We start from the raw sequence: 21,846 nt of genomic DNA on the forward strand, positions 1-21,846 counted from the left end.
GGCAAGGTGAAACGGCAGATTAACCCCCGCCTGGAAATTTCCGGCATCCTCATCACCATGGCGGACATGCGCACGGCCTATTCCCGAGACATCGTGCAGATGCTGCGGCAGGCTTACGGGGACAAGCTGCGGATTTTTGATACCATCATCCCCCTGTCCATCCGGGCGGCGGAAACCAGCGCCGAGGGCAGGAGCATTTATCTTCATGATCCTAACGGCAGAGTGTCGGAGGCTTATATTGCCCTGACCCGCGAGGTGTCGGCATGAGGAACAGCGCGGCGAAAATCCAGATGACAGGATTCGACGATTTATTCGGCCCCTCTGCGGAGCCAGCGGGAGGACAATTTCAGGAAATCGCCCTGCTGGGGCTGGAGGAAAAGCATGGTTCAGGTAAGCTTTGAGGGGTTCCCACAAGTGCGGGAAACTCCGGCAGGGGATGGCATGGATTTAGAACACAAAGCCATATTACCCTTGCGGGAGGCGGCAAGGCTCAGTGAATTTCATACGGTTTCCGGCAGGTTTTTCCTGAAAGCCTGCTTCCAGCCCGAAAGGGCAAAGCGCATATAGACTTATTCTATCAGTATGGATGTGATTGGAATGCCAGCCAAAAAGAAAAAGCCCATGTCCCAAAAGGAAAGGGCCATGCGGGCGCAGGTGAAAAAGGATTTACAGGCACAGGGCCTTATCCCGCCTGACAAGCCCCGGCTGAACCGGAAGAAGTTTGCCAAAGAGGTGTGGGAGGAATTTGAAGCGTTGGACATGTACACAGCGGACTGCTATCTCCGGCGCGCCCTGGGCTGCATGGTGGGGCCGGAGATGCTGGAGGTTACGCCAGAGGAAGTGGGCGTGCTGAAACTGATGAAGCTGGCAGTGGAGTGGAAAAAGTTTTCCGACAGGCTCAGAGCGGAAGGCCGGGAGCAGTATACCCTGGGGGAGTTTGCGGAGGAAGTAGTAAACCCTGTTTTAAAGTTGTGAAAAAAATAGTAGCTATAAAGTGTTCTAACAACTTATAGCGGCTCAATATATAAAAATTCACTACTCTCTAATCGGGTCATATTATAACCACATTTATCTTTACCCAATTTGGCGAAGAAAACTATTCTCCCACCATAGGAATTGGAATCTTTCAGTTTTCCATCAATATATGAATAAACTATATTAGTTATATAAATCCGGCAAATAAAGGAATGTGATGACATACTTCTAAGAACCAGCTTATAACCGCCACTATATTTTTCCCATAATAAGTTAACATTTCCGTAAAACATTTTATAGCACATAAAATCCGAGTCGTGTAAAGTCACATCTATACGTTTTTGTGGGAGTCTCTGTAAGTTTTCATGAAGAGTGAGAAACCCAGGACGGGCCTACTTTTCAACATGAAAAAATATGGAAAACTCCGGGAAACGGCTTAAATACTAGGTTTTTTCGCGTAAAACTGCTTGAATGGAAGTGAAAATTTTGCAATCTCGCAAAATGGGATTGCAAAATTTTTTTGCCCGTTTGCGGCCCCAAAGTGGCCTGTGCGGCGTAAAGCTGCCAACCGTTCAAATTTGCCCTTTAGGAGCGTTTAAGGACGCACAAGAAATCTTTTAAGAAACCGCACAAACCCAGCATTGGCGCGGTTTAAGCGGCTTTTAAGAAAATAACAGCAGCCCTTTAAGCGAACGCATACAAACGCCGCTTAAAGGGCTTGTTTTTTTGCTTTTAAGGGCCTGTCCCCCGCAACACCCCCCGCAAGTAGCCGCCAGGGGGGCGCAACTGCCGAAAAGCCCAATAAAATCAAGGGATTGCGGCTATTTGTGTTTTTCCGAAAGCGAGGGTATACTTCCGGGCTACTTGCACCCCCTCCCTTCTTTTTGAAAGAAAAGTTAGGTTCCTTAAACGGTTCTGGAGAGGGCCAAAAAGGTACACCAAAAAGCGGTTAAAATTCCCGAAAAGTGGGATTCTGTCCCAAAACGCTCACAAGCCAAAAAGTTTGTGATATCTTTTATTTACTTGGTACAAATGTAGTTATTCGGGGATAAAAAAGCCTTTTGAAGCGCTCCAGCATAGCTTTCCATAGCAGCGTCCCTCGCCTGCTGGGGCCGTGTAGACGGATCAATATCCCCCTCAGCATCAAAGCAGACGTCTATACAGCGAGTGGTGGCCGCAAAGACGGCCTGGATCAGTTCCATAGCGACAGCCCGCTGGCTGGTGTCTTTTATGTTTAGAATATGGCCCAACTCCACCAATATATCAAAAGTTTCTTTCTGCTCCTGGGCGGTGCGCTTTTTTAACAGTTCATTTAGCCCAGCAAGCTGCTGGGGCAAGCTTTCCCGCACAGCTTCCATAATTTCAGCGTCCTCCCATGCGGCAGGCCGAGCGCGATCCGCGCTTTCGCCGCGCAGGTATGCCCCACTAACCTGGAAATAGTTTTCAAGCATAGTAAGGGCCTTTGAGTTTGGCTCTCGCCGACCGTTTTCATAACTAGAGATGCTATGAACAGATAGGCCAGTTGCATCCGCAAGTGCCTGCCTGCTAAGTTGTTGCGATTCACGCAGAGTTTTCAATCTTTCCGCAAAGGCCATAGAGAAACCCACCTTTTCTTTTTTCTATTGATTATATCAGAAAACTAGTACAGATGTACAGAGAAATTTTAAAAGCCCCTTGACTTGTACTTGCGTACATGGTATAATCATATGCGTACAGTAGTACACGAAAGGAGAGGCGTATATGTTTCTTGTTACCAACGTGCAGGAGTTGAAGCGGCGGCGAGAAGCTGCTGGCCTTAGTATGAAAGCCCTGTCAAAAAATGCTGGGCTGCCTGGTAATGCAGTCCTCAGAATCGAACGGGGAGAAACAAAGCGGATCAGCCACCTGCGGGCTAGGGAGATTGCCAGAGCCTTGGATTGTAGGGTGGAGGAAATTTTTACAGATGCAAAAGGAGCATAAGCCGAAACTGCCCCATAAGGGCAGTCCGCAGGGGATGACCGCCCTGCGCTGACGATGGCAGGTCACGAAAGACGGTGAAATAGTGAATCCTGTGTTAAGTGTTAAAGAGCTGGCTGACCTTAAGGGGTGCAGTCCGCAATGGATACGCAAGCTGGCTGGAGAGCAAAAGCTACAGGGCCAGAAGCGCCTAAACGCCGATGGCTCCCCGGAGTGGGTGTTCCCCCTCAAAAGCCTGGAACCCCACCTGCAGCTTAGATACTACAAGAATAAAGCCGCAGAAATGCCGGGGCTGGCTGAGTTTACCGAGGCCCTGCAAAAGCAAGGCAAGCCCTTTGACCATTACAGCGAGGACGAACGCCGGGAAATCATTTTCTGGCAGCAGATCCTGGAGGAGTGGCAATATTTTCGCAGCAGACCCGGTGCGGACTTAGAAACCCTGGATGACCGCTTTGTGGAGTATTGCAAGGTACAGCACCCCGATATCAGTATATCAGCGAAAACGCTTTACCGCAAGTGGAAGTTTCTAAAGGACAACAACCTGGATGGACTCATTGACAAGCGTGGCAAGGGCCGCAAGGGTAAAAGCAAGATCACCGAGGAAATGTGGCAGACCTTTCTAAGCTACTACCTGGACGAAGCCCAGCACCCCATCCAAAAGTGCTATGAATATACCCGGCTATACTTCCAGGAAACGGCCCCGGAGCTGGTAGCGGATATCCCCACCTATTCCACATTCTGGCGCAGGGTGCAGAACGATATACCCGAACCCATGGAAGTGTTGGGGCGGCAAGGTCAAAAGGCTTTCCGCGACCGCTGCGCCCCCTACATACATCGCATATATGAGGAAATGGCCAGCAACGAGTGGTGGGTGGCCGATAACCACACCTTTGACGTTATCACCCAGGGCGAGAACGGCCAGCTCCATCGTCTGTACCTTACGGCCTTCTTTGACGCCAGGAGCGGGATATATACCGGGTGCCACGTCACCACGGCCCCCAGCAGCCAGTCAACGCTCATCGCGCTGCGCAAGGGCATCTTGAAATACGGCATCCCGGAGAATATTTACGTTGACAATGGCCGCGAGTTCCTGACCCATGACATCGGCGGCCTGGGCCACCGAAAGAAGAAGCCCAAAAACGGTGAGGAGCGCTTTGAAGTGCCCCCAGTGTTCGAGCGGCTGGGCATCAACATGACTAACGCCATAGTCAGGAACGCCAAGGCGAAAATCATAGAGCGGCGCTTTAGGGACATAAAAGATCATCTTTCCCGCCTGTTTGAAACCTACACGGGCGGCAATGTGGTGGAGAAGCCAGAAAAGCTCAAGGGTGTGCTGAAAAACGGGGAGATACCCCTGGACGCCACTTTCATTGACACGGTGGAAACCCTGCTGGACTGGTACTTCAACCAGCAGCCCTATGGCGGCGAGGTGGCCGCAGACCACGGCAAGCCCCGCCAACAGGTCTACAATGAGAACCTGCACACCAAGCGGGTGGCCGGGGCCGAGGACTTAAACCTCATGCTCATGCGCAGCGTCAGGGTGCAGAAGGTCACCCAGCGCGGGGTGCATCTGGACATCGCGGGCCAGCGGCTGGACTACTGGAATGATGATTTTATCTTTAACTACATGGGCAAAAAGGTGTACTTCCGCTATGACCCGGACGATTTAAGCGCCGTGCGGGTGTATGACCTGGAAGACCGCTTTATTATGACGGTGCCGGTGGATAACACAGCGGTGCTCACCTACGGGGCCAGCAAGGAGGATGTTAAGGCCGCCATGGGCAAGGTACGGCGGCTGGAGCGCATTACCAAGGAGGCGCTGGAGGCCAGCACGGTGCAGGCTTTTGGCAAGCGCACGGCCCTGGAGCTGGTGCTGGAGCAGGCCCACGAGAACAAAATGGCCCGGATCATCCCGGAACCCCAGCCCAAGGTGCTGGAGCTGCAGAGGCCCCAGGAGGAGCCGCTGCTTAAGGCGGTGGGCGGGCCTGACCTGGATGTTATGAATAGAAACGCCATGAAACGAAATGGAGGAATCAGCGATGAGTAAGGTTTACAACAGCGCATTGCAGGCAAGGGTGGAGCAGTTTTTGCAGGACAGGCAGATCAGCCAGGCCAAGGCCGCGCCCCTTATGGGTATCAGCCAGACGGCCCTTTCCCAGTACCGCCGCAGTATGTACGACAACGGCGATATTTCAGCCCTGGAAAGCAAGCTGGAGGAATTCTTCAAGGCCCAGGATGAACAGGCCGCCAGCACCGAAAAGGCCCTGCCCTATAAGCCCATCCAGGACTATATCCCCACCTCCATTTCCGAGGACGTGTACAAGCTGATCCGTTACTGCCAGCTGGAAAAGGGCATGGTCATTATCCACGGGGACGCAGGCATCGGCAAGACCAAGGGCGCGGAAAAGTTCGTAAGGGACAACCCCACCAGCAGCGTGTACATACAGGCCACCCCCAGCATCGGCACCCTGGGCAACCTTTTGAAGATGCTGGCGCGGGCCTTGCGGGTGCCGGAAAGCCGCAGCAAGCTGGAGCTGGCCCTTTCCATCCGGGAGAAGTTGGAGGGCACAAACCGGGTGATCATTATTGACGAGGCCCAGCACCTGCAGCTGCGGGCGCTGGAGGAGATACGTACATGGACAGACCCCAACCCCATCACCGGGCAGCAGGGCGTGGGCATCGCGCTGATCGGCAACACCGAGACCTATACCCGCATGGTGGGCAAGCAGGAGGCCCGGTTTGCCCAGCTATTCTCCCGGATACGCATGAACCGCTTTTACAGCACCCATAAGGTCACAGCCGAGGACGTAAAAGCCCTTTTCCCAAAACTGTCCGAGGCTGGCCAGAAAAAGGAGGCCAGCTTCCTGCATGGTATCTGTCAAAGCAAGTGGGGCGTCCGGGGGGCGGTGAACGTCTATAACAATGCTGTAAACAACGAGGACATTTCCTATACGGGGCTTTATAACATGGCCCGCAACATGGGCATAGGCGTGGTATAAGGAGGGGTTTATGATTTTTAAGAAGGTTTTACCGCTGGTTTTGGCGGCGCTTGCAGGGCTTTTGGGCGGTATGTATATCCGGCTGGGCTTTGAGATTATAAAGGGCCGACCATTTTCCCCAGGCGGCGAGGTGTTGTTCCTCCCCCTGGTGGCGCTACTGATTTACCTGGGGTACAGCATAGGCAGGGCGGCGGCCACCCAGCGGGCCGCAGACGCCGCCTATAAGGCCGGATACCGGGACGGCTACCAGCAGGGATGCGTGGGCAGCCGCAAGGTTGAGGCAGGCCCTGCAGAACCTGCCAGGGCCTCCAATGAATAATCAAGGGGCTGTAAGCCCCGCCTTAATGCAGCTGCCTGTTGAGGCAACGGTCGCAAGCCCGTGTAAATGCAGAGCGAGGAAACGGAAAGGGGCGTGGGAATGGATCTGGAACATACAGCCATCATGCGCCTGCAGGAGGCGGCAAAGCTCAGCGAGTTCTATTACCAAAAGCCCCTGCTGCTGACCTACTCTGGCGGTAAAGACAGCGAGGTGTGCCTTGAGCTTTGCAGGCGGGCCGGGGTGCCATTTGAGGTTATTCATAATCATACTACGGCTGACGCTCCGGAAACCGTGTACCATGTGCGCAAGGTGTTTCGCAAGCTGGAGCTGGAGGGTGTTAAGTGTGAAATACTGCACCCCTTATACAAAGGCCATCTCACCTCCATGTGGGCCTTAATCATTAAGGAAATGTATCCTCCTACCAGAAAGGTTAGGTATTGTTGCCGTTATCTTAAAGAGCGAAAGAGGTATGGGCAGAGTATGAGGCCATGGAGCCCATCCGGCGGGAGGTTTTCCTCCTTGAGGCCATCGGCTGCATGGTGGGGCCGGATATGCGGGAGGTCACCCCGGAGGAGGTGGGGGTGCTTAAGCTGCTCAAGTTAGCGGTGGAAATGGACAAGTTTTCCCAGCAGCTCAAGGCAGAGGGCCGGGACACCTACACCCTGGGGGAGCTGTCCGATAAAGTTATCATGCCGGTTTTGAAGCTATAGGGGCCACGGCCCCGCCTTAATGCGGCTGCCCTTTGGGGCAACGGTCACAAGCCCGGATAGACGCAGAGTGAGGCAAACAACAAATCTTGGTTGGTATCTAGTACCCTTCTATGCCGATTCTCTATTATAAATAGTAGTTCCTTCTTTTTTCATAACATTATTTATTATATAATAAGGTGTGCAGGCAGTTTATAAATTTGCATTTCTTATGCTTTAACCATCTAGATATAGAAAACTCGGATAAGGCTACGTCTACCCGAGTTTTCTCATGACTTTTTCTGAAAGACTGGTTATGTCTCCAAACACCTCCTTCACAGATGTAGTAAGACCAAACCGTACTCATCCCTAGAGATAGGGTTTTCCTGTGTTGGTCTTATTATAACACCCTCATCTGCCGGGAGCTTCACTTAAAAACAGTCTAAAACAAAAAAGCGCGGCCCCTTGGAGGCCGCGCTCGTTTTGCTTTAGAAAGATTTGAACCCCTAATTAGGAATTGATAGCGGTAACAACGCCGGAGCCAACGGTGCGTCCACCCTCACGGATAGCGAAACGCAGGCCCTCTTCGATGGCGATGGGGGTAATCAGTTCCACGTCCATCACAACGTTGTCGCCGGGCATGCACATCTCGGTGCCTTCGGGCAGGGAGATAACGCCGGTAACGTCAGTGGTACGGAAATAGAACTGAGGACGATAGTTGTTGAAGAAGGGGGTATGACGGCCACCTTCATCCTTGGTCAGCACGTACACCTGGCCCTTGAACTTGGTGTGGGGGTTGATAGAGCCGGGCTTGGCCAGAACCTGGCCGCGCTCGATGTCAGTGCGCTGAATGCCGCGCAGCAGGACACCAATGTTGTCGCCAGCCTCAGCGTAATCCAGCAGCTTGCGGAACATTTCAATGCCGGTAACAACGGACTTGCGGGTTTCATCGTTGAGGCCAACGATCTCAACTTCCTCAGACATCTTGAGCTGGCCACGCTCCACACGGCCAGTAGCCACAGTGCCGCGGCCGGTGATGGTGAACACGTCCTCAACAGGCATCAGGAAAGGCAGGTCAGCCTTGCGCTCGGGAGTGGGGATATAGCTGTCAACAGCCTTCATCAGTTCCAGGATGGGAGCATAGGTCTCGTCAGAGGGATCCTTGCTGTCGCACTCCAGAGCTTTCAGGGCAGAACCCTTGATGATGGGGGTGTCGTCGCCAGGGAACTCGTACTCGCTGAGCAGGTCGCGGATTTCCATCTCAACCAGCTCCAGCAACTCCTCGTCGTCTACCTGATCGCACTTGTTCATGAACACAACAATGCTGGGTACGCCCACCTGACGGGCCAGCAGAATGTGCTCACGGGTCTGGGGCATGGGGCCGTCAGCAGCGGAAACCACCAGGATGCCGCCGTCCATCTGGGCAGCGCCAGTGATCATGTTCTTCACATAGTCGGCGTGGCCGGGGCAGTCCACATGGGCATAGTGACGTGCGTCAGTCTGATACTCCACGTGGGCGGTATTGATGGTGATGCCACGCTCCCGCTCTTCGGGGGCCTTGTCGATATTGGCGTAATCCATGAAGTCAGCGTCGCCCTTCATAGCCAGCACCTTGGTGATAGCAGCGGTCAAAGTGGTCTTGCCGTGGTCAACGTGGCCGATGGTGCCAATGTTGACATGGGGTTTATTTCTTTCAAATTTTGCCTTTGCCATTGGGATTTGCCTCCTTTTATTGAAACAAAATGCTTTTCTTGCTCTTATGGTTCATTGTACCAACAATGAACGGAAAAATCAAGAGATATTTTCCTTTATTCAGACTTTTTGCCCCGCTCCGTCATAATCTTCTCAGAAATGTTCTTGGGCACCTCCGCATAGTGGGCAGGCTCCATGGTATACTGGCCGCGGCCCTGGGTCTTGGACCGCATGTCTGTGGCATAACCGAACATTTCAGAAAGGGGCACTTCACTGTTCACCTGCTGTGCGCCGGGCAGGGCGTCCATGCCCAGAATCATGCCGCGGCGGGAGTTCAGGTCGCCGATAACGTCGCCCATATACTCCTCAGGAGTGATAACAGTTACCTTCATAATAGGCTCCATCAGCACAGGGTCAGCCTTGCGCATAGCCTCTTTGAAAGCCATGGAACCGGCAATCTTAAAGGCCATTTCAGAGGAGTCCACTTCATGGTAGGAACCGTCATACAGGCTTACCTTTACATCCACTACGTTGTAGCCAGCCAGCACACCAGCCAGCATAGCGCCCTGGATGCCCTGGTCAACAGCGGGGATATACTCCTTCGGGATCGAGCCGCCCACAATGTCATTGCTGAACACATAGCCTTCGCCGGGGTTCGGCTCAATGCGGATCTTAACGTGGCCATACTGGCCCTTACCGCCGGACTGCCGGGCATACTTGGTGTCTGCCGAAGCTTCCTTGCGGATGGTTTCCTTGTAAGCGACCTGGGGCTTGCCCACGTTTGCCTCCACCTTGAACTCGCGCAGAAGGCGGTCTACGATGATTTCCAGGTGCAGCTCGCCCATGCCGGCGATAATGGTCTGCCCGGTTTCCTCATCGGTGTAGGCCTTGAAGGTGGGGTCTTCCTCAGCAAGCTTTGCTAAGGCAATGCCCATCTTTTCCTGGCCAGCCTTGGTTTTCGGCTCAATAGCCACGCGGATAACGGGATCCGGGAACTCCATGGATTCCAGAATAACCGGGTGCTTTTCGTCGCACAGGGTGTCGCCGGTGGTGGTGTTCTTCAAACCCACAGCGGCGGCAATATCGCCTGCGTACACACGATCAATGTCCTTGCGGTCATTGGCGTGCATCTGCACAATGCGGCCCATGCGTTCGTTGTTATCCTTCACAGAGTTATACACTGTAGAGCCTGCTTCAATAGAACCGGAATACACCCTAAAGAAGCACAGCTTGCCCACATAGGGGTCTGAGGCAATCTTGAAAGCCAGAGCGGAGAAAGGCTCTTCGTCAGAAGAATTGCGCACCACTTCTTCTTCTGTGTCCGGATTCACGCCCTTAATAGCGGGCACGTCTGTGGGGGCGGGCATATAATCCACAATAGCGTCCAGAAGCTTCTGCACGCCCTTATTCTTATAGGAAGTGCCGCAGACAACGGGCACCATGTGGTTGGCAATGGTAGAATTGCGGATACAGGTCTTGATCTCCTCAATGGTGATCTCCTCTTCCGCCAAATACTTTTCCATCAGGGTGTCGTCAAGTTCCGCCACATGCTCCACCATTTCGGCCCGGTACTGCTGGGCTTTCTCCAGCATATCCGCAGGGATGTCCTCGCAGCGGATGTCCTTGCCCAAATCGTCATAATAGACATAGGCCTTCATTTCCACCAGGTCAATGATGCCCTTGAAGGTTTCCTCAGCCCCAATGGGAAGCTGGATAGGCACCGCGTTGCACTTTAAGCGATCCTTCATCATCTGCACAACCCGGTAGAAGTCCGCGCCCATAATATCCATCTTGTTGACATAGGCCATGCGGGGCACCTGGTATTCGTCAGCCTGCCGCCAAACGGTTTCAGACTGAGGCTCCACACCGCCCTTGGCGCAGAATACGGTAACAGAGCCGTCCAGCACGCGCAGGGAGCGCTGCACCTCCACAGTAAAGTCCACGTGGCCGGGGGTGTCAATGATGTTGATGCGGTTCTGCTTGCCGTTGCGGTCCGGCCAGAAGCAGGTGGTGGCGGCGGAAGTGATGGTAATGCCGCGCTCCTGTTCCTGGGCCATCCAGTCCATGGTGGCGGCGCCTTCATGGGTTTCGCCTATCTTGTAGTTGACGCCTGTGTAAAACAGGATGCGTTCTGTAGTAGTGGTTTTACCGGCATCAATGTGGGCCATGATGCCGATATTTCTGGTCAATTCAAGTGGTACCTGTCTGGCCATAATTTCCTCCTTCTCGTTACCATCTGTAATGGGCGAAGGCGCGGTTGGCCTCTGCCATCCTGTGGGTATCGTCACGCTTCTTGGCGGCGCCGCCGGCACCGTTCAACGCGTCGAGGATTTCTCCAGCCAGCCGCTCCCGCATCGTGCGCTCGCTGCGGGTGCGGGAATAGGTGGTGAGCCACCGAAGCCCCAGGGTCTGGCGGCGCTCAGGCCGCACCTCCATGGGCACCTGGTAGGTAGAGCCGCCTACGCGGCGGGACTTACACTCCAGGCTGGGCATTACGTTTTCCATCGCCTGCTCGAAAACCTCCAAAGGCTCCTTGCCGGTCTTTTCCTGCACGATTTCAAACGCGCCGTACACGATCTTCTGGGCAACGCCCTTCTTGCCGTCCAGCATCACGCTGTTGATAAGGCGGGTTACGAGCTTGGAATTATACATAGGATCGGGCAAAACATCGCGCTTTGCCACATTGCCTCTTCTTGGCATGATCTTCCCTCCTTCATAAAATGAATTCATCGGTACTCGAAAGCAAATACTCCCGTTCGGCCATGAGGCATATATATCATAAATGCCATTCCGCGTGTTAGTTTGCACGCGGCAGCCGTTAGGTATTCTTTGTCTTACGAAAAAATGGGCAAATCAGTAAGGGGAAGCTTACTTCTTCGCACCGGCCTTGGGCCGCTTGGCGCCATACTTGGAGCGGGCCTGCATACGCTTTGCCACGCCCTGGGCATCCAAGGTGCCGCGGATAATGTGGTAACGCACGCCAGGCAGGTCGCGCACGCGGCCGCCGCGGATCATCACCACGCTGTGCTCCTGCAGGTTGTGGCCCACACCGGGAATATAAGCGGTCACTTCAATGCCGTTGGAAAGACGCACACGGGCAATCTTCCGCAGGGCAGAGTTGGGCTTCTTCGGGGTCTGGGTTTTCACCGTGGTACACACACCGCGCTTCTGGGGGGAATCCTGATCGATAGCGCTGCGCTTCTTGGAGTTCCACCCTTTCAGCAGGGCAGGGGCCTTGCTCTTCTTTTCCGCAATGGAACGGCCGTTGTGGATAAGCTGGTTAAAGGTTGGCATATTTGCACCTCCTTGAGAAAAAATTTAATCTATGCGCAGGCGGAGGCGTGAGCCCCCGCTGGGCAAGCAAAGGAATAACAGGGAATACCACCCGGCAATTGGTTTTTTCGAGATTCTTAAGAACCTTTTTTTCAAAAAAGGTTCTTAAGCCGGAGGCAAAGGGCCGTTTGGGGCATGCACTCCCAAAAGGCCCTCAGCTTTGCATTATAACATCACCGTCTTGCCTGTGTCAAGCTTTTTCCCGGTTTTTTTACAGCAAACCGCTGACGCTCGGGGCCGGATCCTCCTGGGGCAGGCTGGAAAGGGCTTCATCCTCCTCCAGATCCCCCTCTTCGCCCTCCAGTTCCAAATCCATGTCAAAATCGTCATCCTCATCCTCCATGGAAAGATCTGCCTCCGGGACGGGAAGCTCCTGGGGTTCCGGCTCCGGCTCGGGGATGAAGTCAGGCTGGATTTCCACTTCGCTATAGCACTTCATGCCTGTGCCCGCAGGCACCAGCTTGCCGATAATCACGTTTTCCTTCAGGCCAATGAGGCTGTCCACCTTGCCCTTGATAGCAGCGTCGGTGAGCACTCTTGTGGTCTCCTGGAAAGAGGCGGCGGAGAGGAAAGAGTCCGTAGCCAGGGAGGCCTTGGTAATGCCCAGCAGCAGGGGGGTGTATATAGCTTCCCGCAGGCCTGTCTCGCCGTTTTCAATGCGGCGGCGTATTTCCTCGTTAGCAAGGAGCACTTCGTTCTTGTCCGCCAGATTGCTTACCAGCAGGCCTGTGTCTCCCGCGTCGTCCACCCGCACCTTGCGCAGCATCTGCCGCACAATAATTTCAATGTGCTTATCGTTGATGTCCACGCCCTGCATCCGGTATACCCGCTGCACTTCCTGGATAAGGTAGTCCTGCACCTCCTGGGTGCCGCTGATAGCCAGCACGTCGTGGGGGTTTACAGAGCCTTCGGTGATGCGCCTGCCCCGCTTGATATATTCCCCTTCCTTGACCGTCAGGCGGCTGCCGAAGGGAATGAGGTAGGAGCGGCTGTCCCCGGTTTCATCGTCCGTCACCACCACATGGCGGTTCTTCTTAATCTCTTCAAAGGTTACCTTGCCGTCAATCTCGTTGATAATGGCCACGTGCTTGGGCTTGCGGCCCTCAAACAATTCGTCGATACGGGGAAGGCCCTGGGTGATGTCCTCGGCGCTGGCCACGCCGCCGGTGTGGAAGGTGCGCATGGTAAGCTGGGTGCCCGGCTCGCCAATGGACTGGGCCGCGATAATGCCCACAGCCTCTCCCACCTGCACAGGCTTGCCGTTTGCCAAAGACGCGCCATAGCACTTCTTGCACACGCCGTTTCTGGCCCGGCAGTTTAACACCGAGCGGATTTTAATACGCTCTACCCCGTGGCCGGTGATAATATCTGCGTCGTTATCGTCCATAAGCTTATCTTTGGAAACCAGCACGTTCCCTTCCCCGTCGCAGAAGTCCTCCACCAGATAGCGGCCGATAAGGCGCTCGTGCAGCGGCTCGATAGACTCAGGGCCTGCGGTGATTTCAAAGACCTCAATGCCGTCATGGGTGCCGCAGTCATCCTCCCGGATGATAACCTCCTGGGAAACGTCCACCAGGCGGCGGGTCAGGTATCCAGAGTCGGCGGTGCGCAGGGCAGTGTCTGCCAGGCCCTTCCGGGCGCCGCGGGAGGAAATGAAGTATTCTAAAATGGTCAGGCCTTCGCGGTAGTTGGCCTTAATGGGAATTTCAATGGTTTTGCCGGAGGTGTTGGAGATGTTGCCCCGCATGCCCGCAAGCTGGTTCAGGTTCGAGATGCTGCCGCGGGCGCCGGAGTCCGCCATCATGAAGATGGGGTTATAGGGGTCAAGGCCCTTCTGCAGGGCAGTGGCCACGTCCCGGGTACACTTATCCCACACCTTCAGCACGCTCTGATAGCGCTCGTTTTCAGAGAGCAGGCCCTCGTTGTATTCATCGCGGATTTCGTCCACCTCAGCCTCGGCCTCAGCCAGCAGGCGCTTCTTGTCTGCCGGGATGGTGGCGTCGTTTACCGCCACAGTAATGCCGCTGATGGTGGAATATTTATAGCCCTGGGCCTTCATCTCGTCCAGCACCTCGGCAGTGCGCTCTGTGCCATGCACCCGGATGCACCGGTCGATAATCTGCCCAAGCTGCTTCTTGCCCACCAGGAAATCTACCTCAAACTTCAAGGCGTTTTCCGGCAGGCTGCGGTCTACATAGCCCAGGTCCTGGGGGATGGACTGGTTGAAGATCATGCGGCCCATGGTGGTTTCCACCATGCCGGTAACAGCTTCGCCGTTATATTCTACGGTGCGGCGCACCTGGATTTTGGCGTGAAGGCTGATAGCCTTGGCATCATAGGCCATCATGGCCTCGTCCATATTGCGGAACAGCTTGCCCTCGCCCGGCTCCCCGTCCTTGTCCAGGGTCAGGTAATAGGAACCCAGCACCATGTCCTGAGAAGGCACAGCCACAGGCCGCCCGTCAGAGGGCTTCAAGAGGTTGTTTGCCGCCAGCATCAGGAAACGGGCTTCTGCCTGGGCCTCAGCGGAGAGGGGCACATGCACAGCCATCTGGTCGCCGTCAAAGTCGGCGTTATAGGCGGTACATACCAGGGGGTGAAGCTTTAAAGCGCGGCCTTCCACCAGCACAGGCTCAAAGGCCTGGATACCCAGCCTGTGCAGGGTGGGGGCGCGGTTTAGCAGCACAGGGTGGTTCTTAATCACCACTTCCAGTGCGTCCCACACCTCGGAACGGGCGCGCTCCACAGACTTCCTTGCTGCCTTGATGTTGCCCACAGCCCCGGTTTCCACCAGCCGCTTCATGACAAAGGGTTTGAAAAGCTCCAGGGCCATTTCCTTGGGCAGGCCGCACTGATACATTTTCAGCTCCGGGCCTACCACGATAACAGAACGGCCGGAATAGTCCACGCGCTTGCCCAGAAGGTTCTGGCGGAAGCGCCCCTGCTTGCCCTTAAGCATGTCGGACAGGGACTTTAAGGGGCGGTTGTTGGGGCCTGTAACAGGCCTGCCCCGCCTGCCGTTGTCGATAAGCGCGTCCACAGCCTCCTGGAGCATCCGCTTCTCGTTGCGCACGATAATGTCAGGCGCGCCCAGCTCCAGAAGCCTTTTCAGGCGGTTGTTGCGGTTTATCACCCGGCGGTACAAATCATTTAAGTCGCTGGTGGCAAAGCGCCCGCCATCTAACTGCACCATGGGCCGGATATCCGGCGGGATTACCGGCACAGCGTTTAAAATCATCCACTCGGGCTTGTTGCCGGAAAGCCGGAAGGATTCCACCACCTCCAGCCGCTTTAAAAGCCGTACCCGCTTCTGGCCGTTGGCTGTTTCCAGCTCTTCCTTGAGATCCTTGGCAACCTGCTCCACGTCTATCTCGGAAAGCAGCCGCTGTACTGCCTCCGCACCCATGGACGCCTCAAAATCGTCCTCATATTTCTCCCGCAGATCCCGGTATTCTTTTTCAGTCAGGGTCTGGTTTTTAGAAAGCTCCCGCACGCTTCCCGGATCGGTTACAATATACATGGCAAAGTACAGCACCTTCTCCAGCACCCGGGGGGAGATGTCCAGAATCAGCCCCATGCGGGAGGGGATGCCCTTAAAATACCAGATGTGGGACACAGGAGCCGCCAGCTCAATGTGGCCCATGCGCTCCCTTCTCACCTTGGCCCGGGTGACTTCCACGCCGCAGCGGTCGCAGATCTTCCCCTTGTAGCGGATGCGCTTATACTTGCCGCAGTGGCACTCCCAGTCCTTGGTAGGCCCGAAAATGCGCTCGCAGAACAGGCCGTCCCGCTCGGGCTTTAAGGTGCGGTAGTTAATGGTTTCCGGCTTTTTCACCTCGCCGTGGGACCATTCCCGTATCTGATCTGGAGAAGCAAGGCCGATTTTAATAGACTCAAAAGTATTATACTCCATAGCTTATGCCCTCATCCTTTCTGCTTGCTGACTACAATAAATCGTCGTCCAGATTAAAATCGTCCTCCGTAAAGCCCATGTCCTCTTCTTCCTCTTCCTCGTCAAACAAAGGCTCTCCATTCTCGTCCTCCATGGAATACCCGTCCAGGTCATCTGCCACATTCTCCTCGTCGAACATGGGATCGCCCCGGTTCAGGCCCATATCATCGTCCTCGTCGAAGTTCTGCTTCAGGTCGATTTCCTCGTTGTCCTTATCCAGCACCTTGATGTCAAGGCCCAAAGACTGCAGCTCCTTAATCAGCACCTTGAAAGATTCCGGGATGCCCGGGGTGGGGATGTTCTGGCCCTTCACAATGGCCTCGTAGGTTTTCACGCGGCCCACCGTGTCGTCAGACTTCACCGTTAGGATTTCCTGCAGGGTGTATGCCGCGCCATAGGCCTCCAAGGCCCACACTTCCATCTCGCCGAAGCGCTGGCCGCCAAACTGGGCCTTGCCGCCCAGGGGCTGCTGGGTAACCAGGGAGTAAGGCCCGGTAGAGCGGGCATGAATCTTATCGTCTACCAGGTGGTGGAGCTTCAGGTAATACATATATCCCACTGTAACAGGGTTGTCGAAATATTCGCCGGTGCGCCCGTCCCGCAGCAGGAACTTGCCGTTCTCCTGCAGGCCGCCCATGCGGAAGGCTTCCCGGATGTCGGCCTCGTGGGCGCCGTCGAACACAGGGGTCATAATCTTCCAGCCCAGGGTTTTGGCTGCCATGCCCAGATGGACCTCCAGCACCTGGCCGATGTTCATGCGGCTGGGCACGCCCAGGGGGTTCAGCACAATGTCCAGGGGAGTGCCGTCAGGCAGGAAGGGCATTTCCTCCTCCGGCAGGATACGGGACACAACGCCCTTGTTGCCGTGGCGGCCTGCCATCTTGTCGCCCACGGAAATTTTCCGCTTCTGGGCAATGTAGCAGCGCACCACTTTGTTTACGCCAGGGGACAGCTCGTCGTGGCTGTTCTCCCGGGTGAACACTTTCACGTCCACCACCACGCCATATTCGCCATGAGGCACACGCAAAGAGGTGTCCCGCACTTCCCGGGCTTTTTCGCCAAAAATGGCCCGCAGCAGGCGCTCCTCAGCGGTAAGCTCTGTCTCGCCCTTAGGCGTGACCTTGCCCACCAGGATGTCCCCGGCCCGCACGTCCGCGCCCACCCGGATAATGCCCCGGTCGTCCAAATCCCGCAACAGCTCTTCGTTGACGTTGGGGATGTCCCGGGTGATTTCCTCCGGGCCAAGCTTTGTGTCCCGGGCCTCCATCTCATATTCCTCAATGTGGATGGAGGTGTATACGTCATTGCGCACAATCTTTTCATTTAAGAGGACAGCGTCCTCGTAGTTGTAGCCTTCCCAGGTCATAAAGCCGATGAGGGCGTTTTTGCCCAGGGCGATTTCCCCGTTCTTAATGGCGGGGCCGTCGGCAATCACGTCATCCTTCTCCACCCGGTCGCCTACAGACACCACAGGCACCTGGTTAATGCAGGTGCTCTGGTTGGAGCGCATGAACTTGATGATCTCGTAGTCATCGGTGTCGCCGTTGTCTGCCGTCACCCGCACCAGGCTGGCGCTGACAGACTTCACCACGCCGCCCCGTCTTGCCAGCACGCACACGCCGGAGTCCACCCCGGCCTTATATTCCATGCCTGTGCCTACAATGGGGCTTTCTGTCTTAATCAGGGGCACAGCCTGCTTCTGCATGTTGGAACCCATCAGGGCGCGGTTTGCGTCATCGTTTTCCAGGAAGGGGATCATGGCTGTGGCCACAGAAACCACCATCCGGGGGGAGATGTCCATATAGTCGGCCTGCCGGGCGTCCACCTCCACGAACTCGCTGCGGTGGCGGCCCACCACCTTGCTGTTGATAAAATGGCCCTCACTGTCTAAAGGCTCGTTGGCCTGAGCCACAATGAAATCGTCCTCCACGTCGGCGGTCATATAGTCCACGTCCTCTGTGACCCGCCCTGTTTCCTTGTCCACCCGGCGGAAAGGCGCCTCAATAAACCCGTATTCGTTAATGCGGGCAAAGGTGGCAAGATAAGAGATAAGGCCGATGTTGGGGCCTTCGGGGGTTTCAATGGGGCACATGCGGCCATAGTGGGTGTAGTGTACGTCCCGCACCTCAAAACTGGCGCGGTCACGGGAGAGGCCGCCGGGGCCAAGGGCAGACAGGCGGCGCTTATGGGTCAGCTCAGAAAGGGGGTTTGTCTGATCCATGAACTGGGAGAGGGGGGAGGAACCGAAAAACTCCTTGATAGCCGCCACCACAGGCCGGATGTTAATCAGGGAGTGGGGGGTAAGGGTTTCCAAATCCTGGGCCTGCAAAGTCATGCGCTCCCGGATAACCCGCTCCAAGCGGGAGAAGCCAATGCGGAACTGGTTCTGCAGAAGCTCGCCCACAGAGCGGATCCGCCGGTTGCCCAGATGGTCGATGTCATCGGTAACGCCCAGGCCCACAGCCAGGCAGTTCATATAGTTAATGGAAGCAAAAATATCGTCAATGGTGATGAAGTTGGGGATAAGCTCGCTGTGCCGGGCGCGCAGGGCAGCTTTCAAAGCCCTCTCGTCCTCCCCGGCGCTGTCCAGGATTTCCGCAAGCACCTTAAAGCATACGCGCTCGTTAATGCCGCAGGCTTCTTTGGCGTCAAAATCCACATACTTCTGGATGTCCACCATGCCGTTGGAGAGGATTTTAACCTCCTTGCCCTCCAGCAGCACCACAGCCTCCATAACGCCGGCATCGTCCAGCTTCTCCGCTAGCTCCCGGCTGACGGTTTCCCCGGCCTCTGCCAGCAGCTCCCCGGTAGAGGGATCGGCAATGGGCTGGGAAAGGGTCTGCCCGGTCAGGCGGCCCTCCAGGCGCAGCTTCTTATTATATTTATAGCGGCCCACCCGGCTGAGGTCATACCGCCGGGGGTCAAAGAACAGGCCGTTGATGTGGGCCTGGGCGCTTTCAATGGTGGGCGGTTCGCTGGGGCGCAGCTTCCGGTAGATCTCAAACAGGGCCTCCTCCATGGTCTTGCAGGTGTCCTTCTCCATGGTGGCCCGGATACGGTCGTCATCCCCGAACACATTGTAAATCTCCTGGTCAGTGCCCAGCCCTAAGCAGCGGATGAACACAGTGATGGGGATTTTCCGGTTCTTGTCAATGCGCACATAGAACACATCGTTTACGTCGTTTTCATACTCCAGCCACGCGCCCCGGTTCGGGATAATGGTGGAGGAGAACAGCTCCTTGCCGGAGCGGTCGTAGTCCATCTTGAAATACACGCCGGGGGAGCGCACAAGCTGGGAGACGATAACCCGCTCCGCGCCGTTTATCACAAAGGTGCCGCTCTGGGTCATCAGGGGGAAGTCTCCCATGAACACCTCAGACTCTTTGATTTCCCCGGTTTCCTTGTTGAGGAGCCGCGCCGTCACCCGCAGGGCCGCCGCATAGGTGGCATCCCGCTCCTTGCATTCCGTGACGCTGTAGTTGGGCTTGTCATCCAGCTTGTAGTCCACAAAGTCCAGCACCAGATTGTTGTTGAAATCCGTTATGCCGGAAACATCGTCGAAAACCTCCTTGAGGCCCTGCTTCAAAAACCACTCGTAAGAGTTTTTCTGAATCTCAATGAGGTTCGGCATTTTGAGAACCTCTTCGATTTTGGAAAAGCTCATGCGGGTGTTCTTGCCCAATTGTACCGGTTTCACATTCACCATTGGCGCAGCCACTCTCCATTCTTTACATATTCTGAAAGCCTTTACACCGGACTTTGTGGGGAAAATCCGGCCCGTATACCGCATTTAGTCTGGAAGCACCCGGCACAGTTTGCAAGTTTTCTCAAAACACTTGATTATTTTTGCATGATGTGCTATACTGGCATTGTGCCATAGGACAAGGCGCTCTTATTGATATTGATACATTATCTAAGTGTATATCATACAGAGGGACTTGTCAAGCCTTTTTTTGCATTTTTTCCGCCGCCTAGCGGCTTTTTTGTTTTTAGTTTTATAAGAAAAGGAGGCAGCGCCTATGAAAAAAATGTTCGCGCTCGTTCTGTCCGCCCTGCTCCTGTTTTCCATAGCGGCCCCGGCCTATGCCTCGGAAACAGGGGATGGCGTAATTGCCCACAGGGTATGGGCCGGAAACCCTGATGCCGCCGATTATTCCCTGCCGGACTGGGCCGTGGAATGCCTCCCTGTACAGGATCCTTCCTATGTGCCCACAGGCAAAACCCACCACCAAAAAGGCGATCATAGCAATGGCTGGTATGTCCAGGCAGAAGGCGTTTTGGGGGCCGCTGTGATAGACAGGAGTGGCAACGTCATAGAGGAACTGCCTGAGGTAAACGACGTTTGCCCCGACTGCCGCAAGGGGATCTGCTCCTCCGCGAACCTGGCGCTTTTGCGGGATGATACCGCCTCATCCCCTTTGGTCAGCGCCATTGTGTCCCCCATTTCCTCCCGCCTCTGCTTTATTCGCTGAAACCACGCAAAAAAGCCGTGCCTGCATGGGCACGGCTTTTTGCTGGGGTGAGATAACGTAACCGTTTTTGAATGGTACGCTATCTTGCCCCAGCATTTTGCTTTCAGCCCTAAACGACAACGCTTTTGACATCAGCGCCGATCTGCCTGAAATAAGAAACGCTTTCGGTGGGCTGGTCGCCGGTGTCTACCTTGCCCACGAAGCTGTAAAAGATTTCGATTTTGCGGGTGTTGGTGTTCTTGTCCAATTCGTAGACCAAAATGCGGTCGATAAACTCATGGACATTTTCATAGGTCAATTCGCTGATCTCCGTGTACCGGCGTACCAGGGCGACAAACCGCTTCACATCAGCACTACGCTCAGCGGCGGTGTCAAGCTCTTTCCGCAGTTCCGCCACCCGTTTCGTCAACGCCGCTTTCTCGTCCTCATAGCCGGAGGTCAGAAACACAAACTGTTCATTCGATAACCGGCCCAATGCGTTGTCCTCGTACAGTTTGCGGAATAAAAGGTTGATCTCGCCCAGCCGGGCCTCCGCCTTGTCAAGTTCCTTGCGCTGGTGGCCCAGCGCCTTTTTCATGGCCTGTTCACTGCACTCGGTAGCGGTCTGAATAAACTCCTGCTCATGTCCTTTCACATAGGACATAATACGCTGCAAGTCAGCCAAAACAAGTTCTTTCAAGACACTTTTGCGGATGTAATGTGTCGTGCAAAGAAAATCATTTCTGGCCCGGTTGCGGTAGTTGCCGCAGGTGTAAGCGTGTTTCCGCTCCGGCGTTCCGGCTCCTTTTTGGAGATACATTTTGTAGCCGCAATCTCCGCAGAATAGCAACCCGGAAAACAGGTCGATTTCATCAGACTTGGTAGGGCGGTGGCGGGTAGCGATGCGCTTTTGGGCAAGGGCAAAGGTTTCCTCGTCAATCAGCGGTTCATGCGTGTTGGGGAAGAAATACCGCTTGTCCTCCGCATTTTTCCGTGTCTTTTTGGACTTATAGGACACCTTGTAGGTTTTCGCCGTGATGGTATGGCCCAAATATTCCTGCCGGGCGAGAATGTCATACAGCGTCTTTTCAGGCCAGTTGTACCAGGCGTTCAGTTGGGGGCGGGGATGCTGGGTTCTTCCTGTTCGGCGGTAGCGGAGTTCTCCAACAGTCAAAATCTCGTTGTCCCGCAGCCAGTTTTGAATTTCACAGATACGGTCGCCCCGCACATACATGGCGAAAATCTGCTTGACAACATGGGCCGTTTCCGGGTCAGGAATGAGATGATTGCGGTCGTTCGGGTCTGCGATATACCCATAGGGGACTTCTCCGTTGACACGTTCGCCCCGCTGGGCCTTGGCCTGCTTCACCGCCCGGATTTTCTTGGACGTATCGCGGGCGTAAAATTCATTGAACACAGGTTATTGGGGAAAGGGAAAGCAAACAGGCAAAAATCCAGTATTCATGCGGGTTTGCGGCGAGAT

17 protein-coding genes, 1 other RNA gene and 2 pseudogenes are annotated in these 21,846 nt (G+C 55.0%); 12 read left to right on the forward strand and 8 right to left on the reverse strand.

Annotated elements, in window-relative coordinates; all coding sequences use genetic code 11:
- From D1841_RS13540 to D1841_RS13555, 4 genes are all read left to right on the forward strand, one after another.
- Positions 1-267: ParA family protein (locus tag D1841_RS13540; protein ID WP_160643877.1), on the forward strand; the 267-nt coding region annotated here is incomplete at its 5' end.
- Positions 264-401, forward strand: a complete 138-nt coding sequence (locus tag D1841_RS13545; protein WP_161880057.1) for a hypothetical protein — start codon at positions 264-266, stop codon at positions 399-401. The genes D1841_RS13540 and D1841_RS13545, both read left to right, overlap by 4 nt.
- The gene (locus D1841_RS13550; RefSeq protein ID WP_160643879.1) at positions 382-567 is read left to right on the forward strand and encodes a hypothetical protein; all 186 of its coding nucleotides are present in this window, start codon (positions 382-384) and stop codon (positions 565-567) included. The genes D1841_RS13545 and D1841_RS13550 overlap by 20 nt, the downstream gene beginning before the upstream one ends.
- Positions 568-597: 30 nt before the next feature.
- Complete coding sequence (locus D1841_RS13555) at positions 598-975, forward strand: addiction module toxin RelE (protein WP_160643881.1); 378 nt, start codon at positions 598-600, stop codon at positions 973-975.
- A gap of 1,019 nt (positions 976-1,994) precedes the next feature.
- Here the strand turns inward: D1841_RS13555 and D1841_RS13560 are convergent.
- On the reverse strand, positions 1,995-2,570 hold the full coding sequence (locus tag D1841_RS13560; protein ID WP_160643883.1) for a helix-turn-helix domain-containing protein: 576 nt from the start codon (positions 2,568-2,570) through the stop codon (positions 1,995-1,997).
- Between the two features lie 145 nt (positions 2,571-2,715).
- Between D1841_RS13560 and D1841_RS13565 the strand changes: the two genes are divergently transcribed.
- The 7 genes and pseudogenes from D1841_RS13565 to D1841_RS13595 all read left to right on the forward strand — a co-directional run bounded on the left by D1841_RS13565 (position 2,716) and on the right by D1841_RS13595 (position 6,959).
- Positions 2,716-2,934, forward strand: a complete 219-nt coding sequence (locus D1841_RS13565) for a helix-turn-helix transcriptional regulator (protein WP_160643885.1) — start codon at positions 2,716-2,718, stop codon at positions 2,932-2,934.
- Positions 2,934-3,001, forward strand: an RNA gene (locus tag D1841_RS13570) — hammerhead ribozyme type II. The genes D1841_RS13565 and D1841_RS13570 overlap by 1 nt, the downstream gene beginning before the upstream one ends.
- A gap of 15 nt (positions 3,002-3,016) precedes the next feature.
- On the forward strand, positions 3,017-4,978 hold the full coding sequence (locus D1841_RS13575; protein WP_161880059.1) for a Mu transposase C-terminal domain-containing protein: 1,962 nt from the start codon (positions 3,017-3,019) through the stop codon (positions 4,976-4,978).
- Entirely contained in the window at positions 4,971-5,930 is a 960-nt protein-coding gene (locus D1841_RS13580; protein WP_160643887.1) for an AAA family ATPase, read from the forward strand. The genes D1841_RS13575 and D1841_RS13580 overlap by 8 nt, the downstream gene beginning before the upstream one ends.
- A gap of 10 nt (positions 5,931-5,940) precedes the next feature.
- The gene (locus D1841_RS13585; protein ID WP_160643889.1) at positions 5,941-6,249 is read left to right on the forward strand and encodes a hypothetical protein; all 309 of its coding nucleotides are present in this window, start codon (positions 5,941-5,943) and stop codon (positions 6,247-6,249) included.
- A 123-nt stretch (positions 6,250-6,372) separates the two neighbouring features.
- A pseudogene (locus D1841_RS19275) lies at positions 6,373-6,579 on the forward strand (phosphoadenosine phosphosulfate reductase family protein); the annotation flags it as partial.
- Between the two features lie 158 nt (positions 6,580-6,737).
- Positions 6,738-6,959: an addiction module toxin RelE gene (locus D1841_RS13595; protein ID WP_201751321.1), complete on the forward strand. Its 222-nt coding sequence runs from the start codon at positions 6,738-6,740 to the stop codon at positions 6,957-6,959.
- A gap of 486 nt (positions 6,960-7,445) precedes the next feature.
- Here D1841_RS13595 and tuf read toward each other — a convergent pair whose 3' ends face one another.
- The 6 genes from tuf to rpoB form a co-directional block, all read right to left on the reverse strand.
- Positions 7,446-8,648: an elongation factor Tu gene (tuf, locus tag D1841_RS13600; protein ID WP_160643891.1), complete on the reverse strand. Its 1,203-nt coding sequence runs from the start codon at positions 8,646-8,648 to the stop codon at positions 7,446-7,448.
- Between the two features lie 95 nt (positions 8,649-8,743).
- Positions 8,744-10,840, reverse strand: coding sequence for an elongation factor G (fusA, locus tag D1841_RS13605; protein ID WP_160643893.1), 2,097 nt, complete (start codon positions 10,838-10,840; stop codon positions 8,744-8,746).
- 16 nt (positions 10,841-10,856) lie between these two features.
- Positions 10,857-11,327, reverse strand: coding sequence for a 30S ribosomal protein S7 (rpsG, locus tag D1841_RS13610; protein ID WP_160643895.1), 471 nt, complete (start codon positions 11,325-11,327; stop codon positions 10,857-10,859).
- A 168-nt stretch (positions 11,328-11,495) separates the two neighbouring features.
- The gene (gene rpsL / locus D1841_RS13615; RefSeq protein WP_160643897.1) at positions 11,496-11,921 is read right to left on the reverse strand and encodes a 30S ribosomal protein S12; all 426 of its coding nucleotides are present in this window, start codon (positions 11,919-11,921) and stop codon (positions 11,496-11,498) included.
- 250 nt (positions 11,922-12,171) lie between these two features.
- A complete protein-coding gene (gene rpoC / locus D1841_RS13620) occupies positions 12,172-15,873 on the reverse strand; it encodes a DNA-directed RNA polymerase subunit beta' (protein WP_161880060.1) in 3,702 nt (1,233 codons plus the stop codon).
- 31 nt (positions 15,874-15,904) lie between these two features.
- Positions 15,905-19,618: a DNA-directed RNA polymerase subunit beta gene (gene rpoB, locus D1841_RS13625; protein WP_160643899.1), complete on the reverse strand. Its 3,714-nt coding sequence runs from the start codon at positions 19,616-19,618 to the stop codon at positions 15,905-15,907.
- A 313-nt stretch (positions 19,619-19,931) separates the two neighbouring features.
- Between rpoB and D1841_RS13630 the strand changes: the two genes are divergently transcribed.
- Positions 19,932-20,384, forward strand: coding sequence for a hypothetical protein (locus D1841_RS13630; RefSeq protein ID WP_160643901.1), 453 nt, complete (start codon positions 19,932-19,934; stop codon positions 20,382-20,384).
- Positions 20,385-20,493: 109 nt separating this feature from the next.
- On the opposite strand, the pseudogene D1841_RS13635 reads toward D1841_RS13630, so the two are convergent.
- Positions 20,494-21,777 (reverse strand): annotated as a pseudogene (locus D1841_RS13635) (DUF4368 domain-containing protein); the annotation flags it as partial.
- Positions 21,778-21,846: the final 69 nt, after the last annotated feature.

Source organism: Neglectibacter sp. X4 (genome assembly GCF_009917365.1).
In the GTDB taxonomy this organism is placed as follows: Bacteria; Bacillota; Clostridia; order Oscillospirales; family Acutalibacteraceae; genus Acutalibacter.

Bases quoted from the DNA above. Each gene is read 5' to 3' on its own strand.
- D1841_RS13585 (WP_160643889.1), top strand. From the start codon at position 5,941: ATGATTTTTAAGAAGGTTTTACCGCTGGTTTTGGCGGCGCTTGCAGGG.
- fusA (WP_160643893.1), bottom strand. From the start codon at position 10,840: ATGGCCAGACAGGTACCACTTGAATTGACCAGAAATATCGGCATCATG.
- rpsG (WP_160643895.1), bottom strand. From the start codon at position 11,327: ATGCCAAGAAGAGGCAATGTGGCAAAGCGCGATGTTTTGCCCGATCCT.
- D1841_RS13560 (WP_160643883.1), bottom strand. From the start codon at position 2,570: ATGGCCTTTGCGGAAAGATTGAAAACTCTGCGTGAATCGCAACAACTT.
- tuf (WP_160643891.1), bottom strand. From the start codon at position 8,648: ATGGCAAAGGCAAAATTTGAAAGAAATAAACCCCATGTCAACATTGGC.
- rpoC (WP_161880060.1), bottom strand. From the start codon at position 15,873: ATGGAGTATAATACTTTTGAGTCTATTAAAATCGGCCTTGCTTCTCCA.
- D1841_RS13630 (WP_160643901.1), top strand. From the start codon at position 19,932: ATGAAAAAAATGTTCGCGCTCGTTCTGTCCGCCCTGCTCCTGTTTTCC.
- D1841_RS13555 (WP_160643881.1), top strand. From the start codon at position 598: ATGCCAGCCAAAAAGAAAAAGCCCATGTCCCAAAAGGAAAGGGCCATG.
- D1841_RS13580 (WP_160643887.1), top strand. From the start codon at position 4,971: ATGAGTAAGGTTTACAACAGCGCATTGCAGGCAAGGGTGGAGCAGTTT.
- rpsL (WP_160643897.1), bottom strand. From the start codon at position 11,921: ATGCCAACCTTTAACCAGCTTATCCACAACGGCCGTTCCATTGCGGAA.
- D1841_RS13595 (WP_201751321.1), top strand. From the start codon at position 6,738: ATGGAGCCCATCCGGCGGGAGGTTTTCCTCCTTGAGGCCATCGGCTGC.
- D1841_RS13550 (WP_160643879.1), top strand. From the start codon at position 382: ATGGTTCAGGTAAGCTTTGAGGGGTTCCCACAAGTGCGGGAAACTCCG.
- D1841_RS13545 (WP_161880057.1), top strand. From the start codon at position 264: ATGAGGAACAGCGCGGCGAAAATCCAGATGACAGGATTCGACGATTTA.
- rpoB (WP_160643899.1), bottom strand. From the start codon at position 19,618: ATGGTGAATGTGAAACCGGTACAATTGGGCAAGAACACCCGCATGAGC.
- D1841_RS13565 (WP_160643885.1), top strand. From the start codon at position 2,716: ATGTTTCTTGTTACCAACGTGCAGGAGTTGAAGCGGCGGCGAGAAGCT.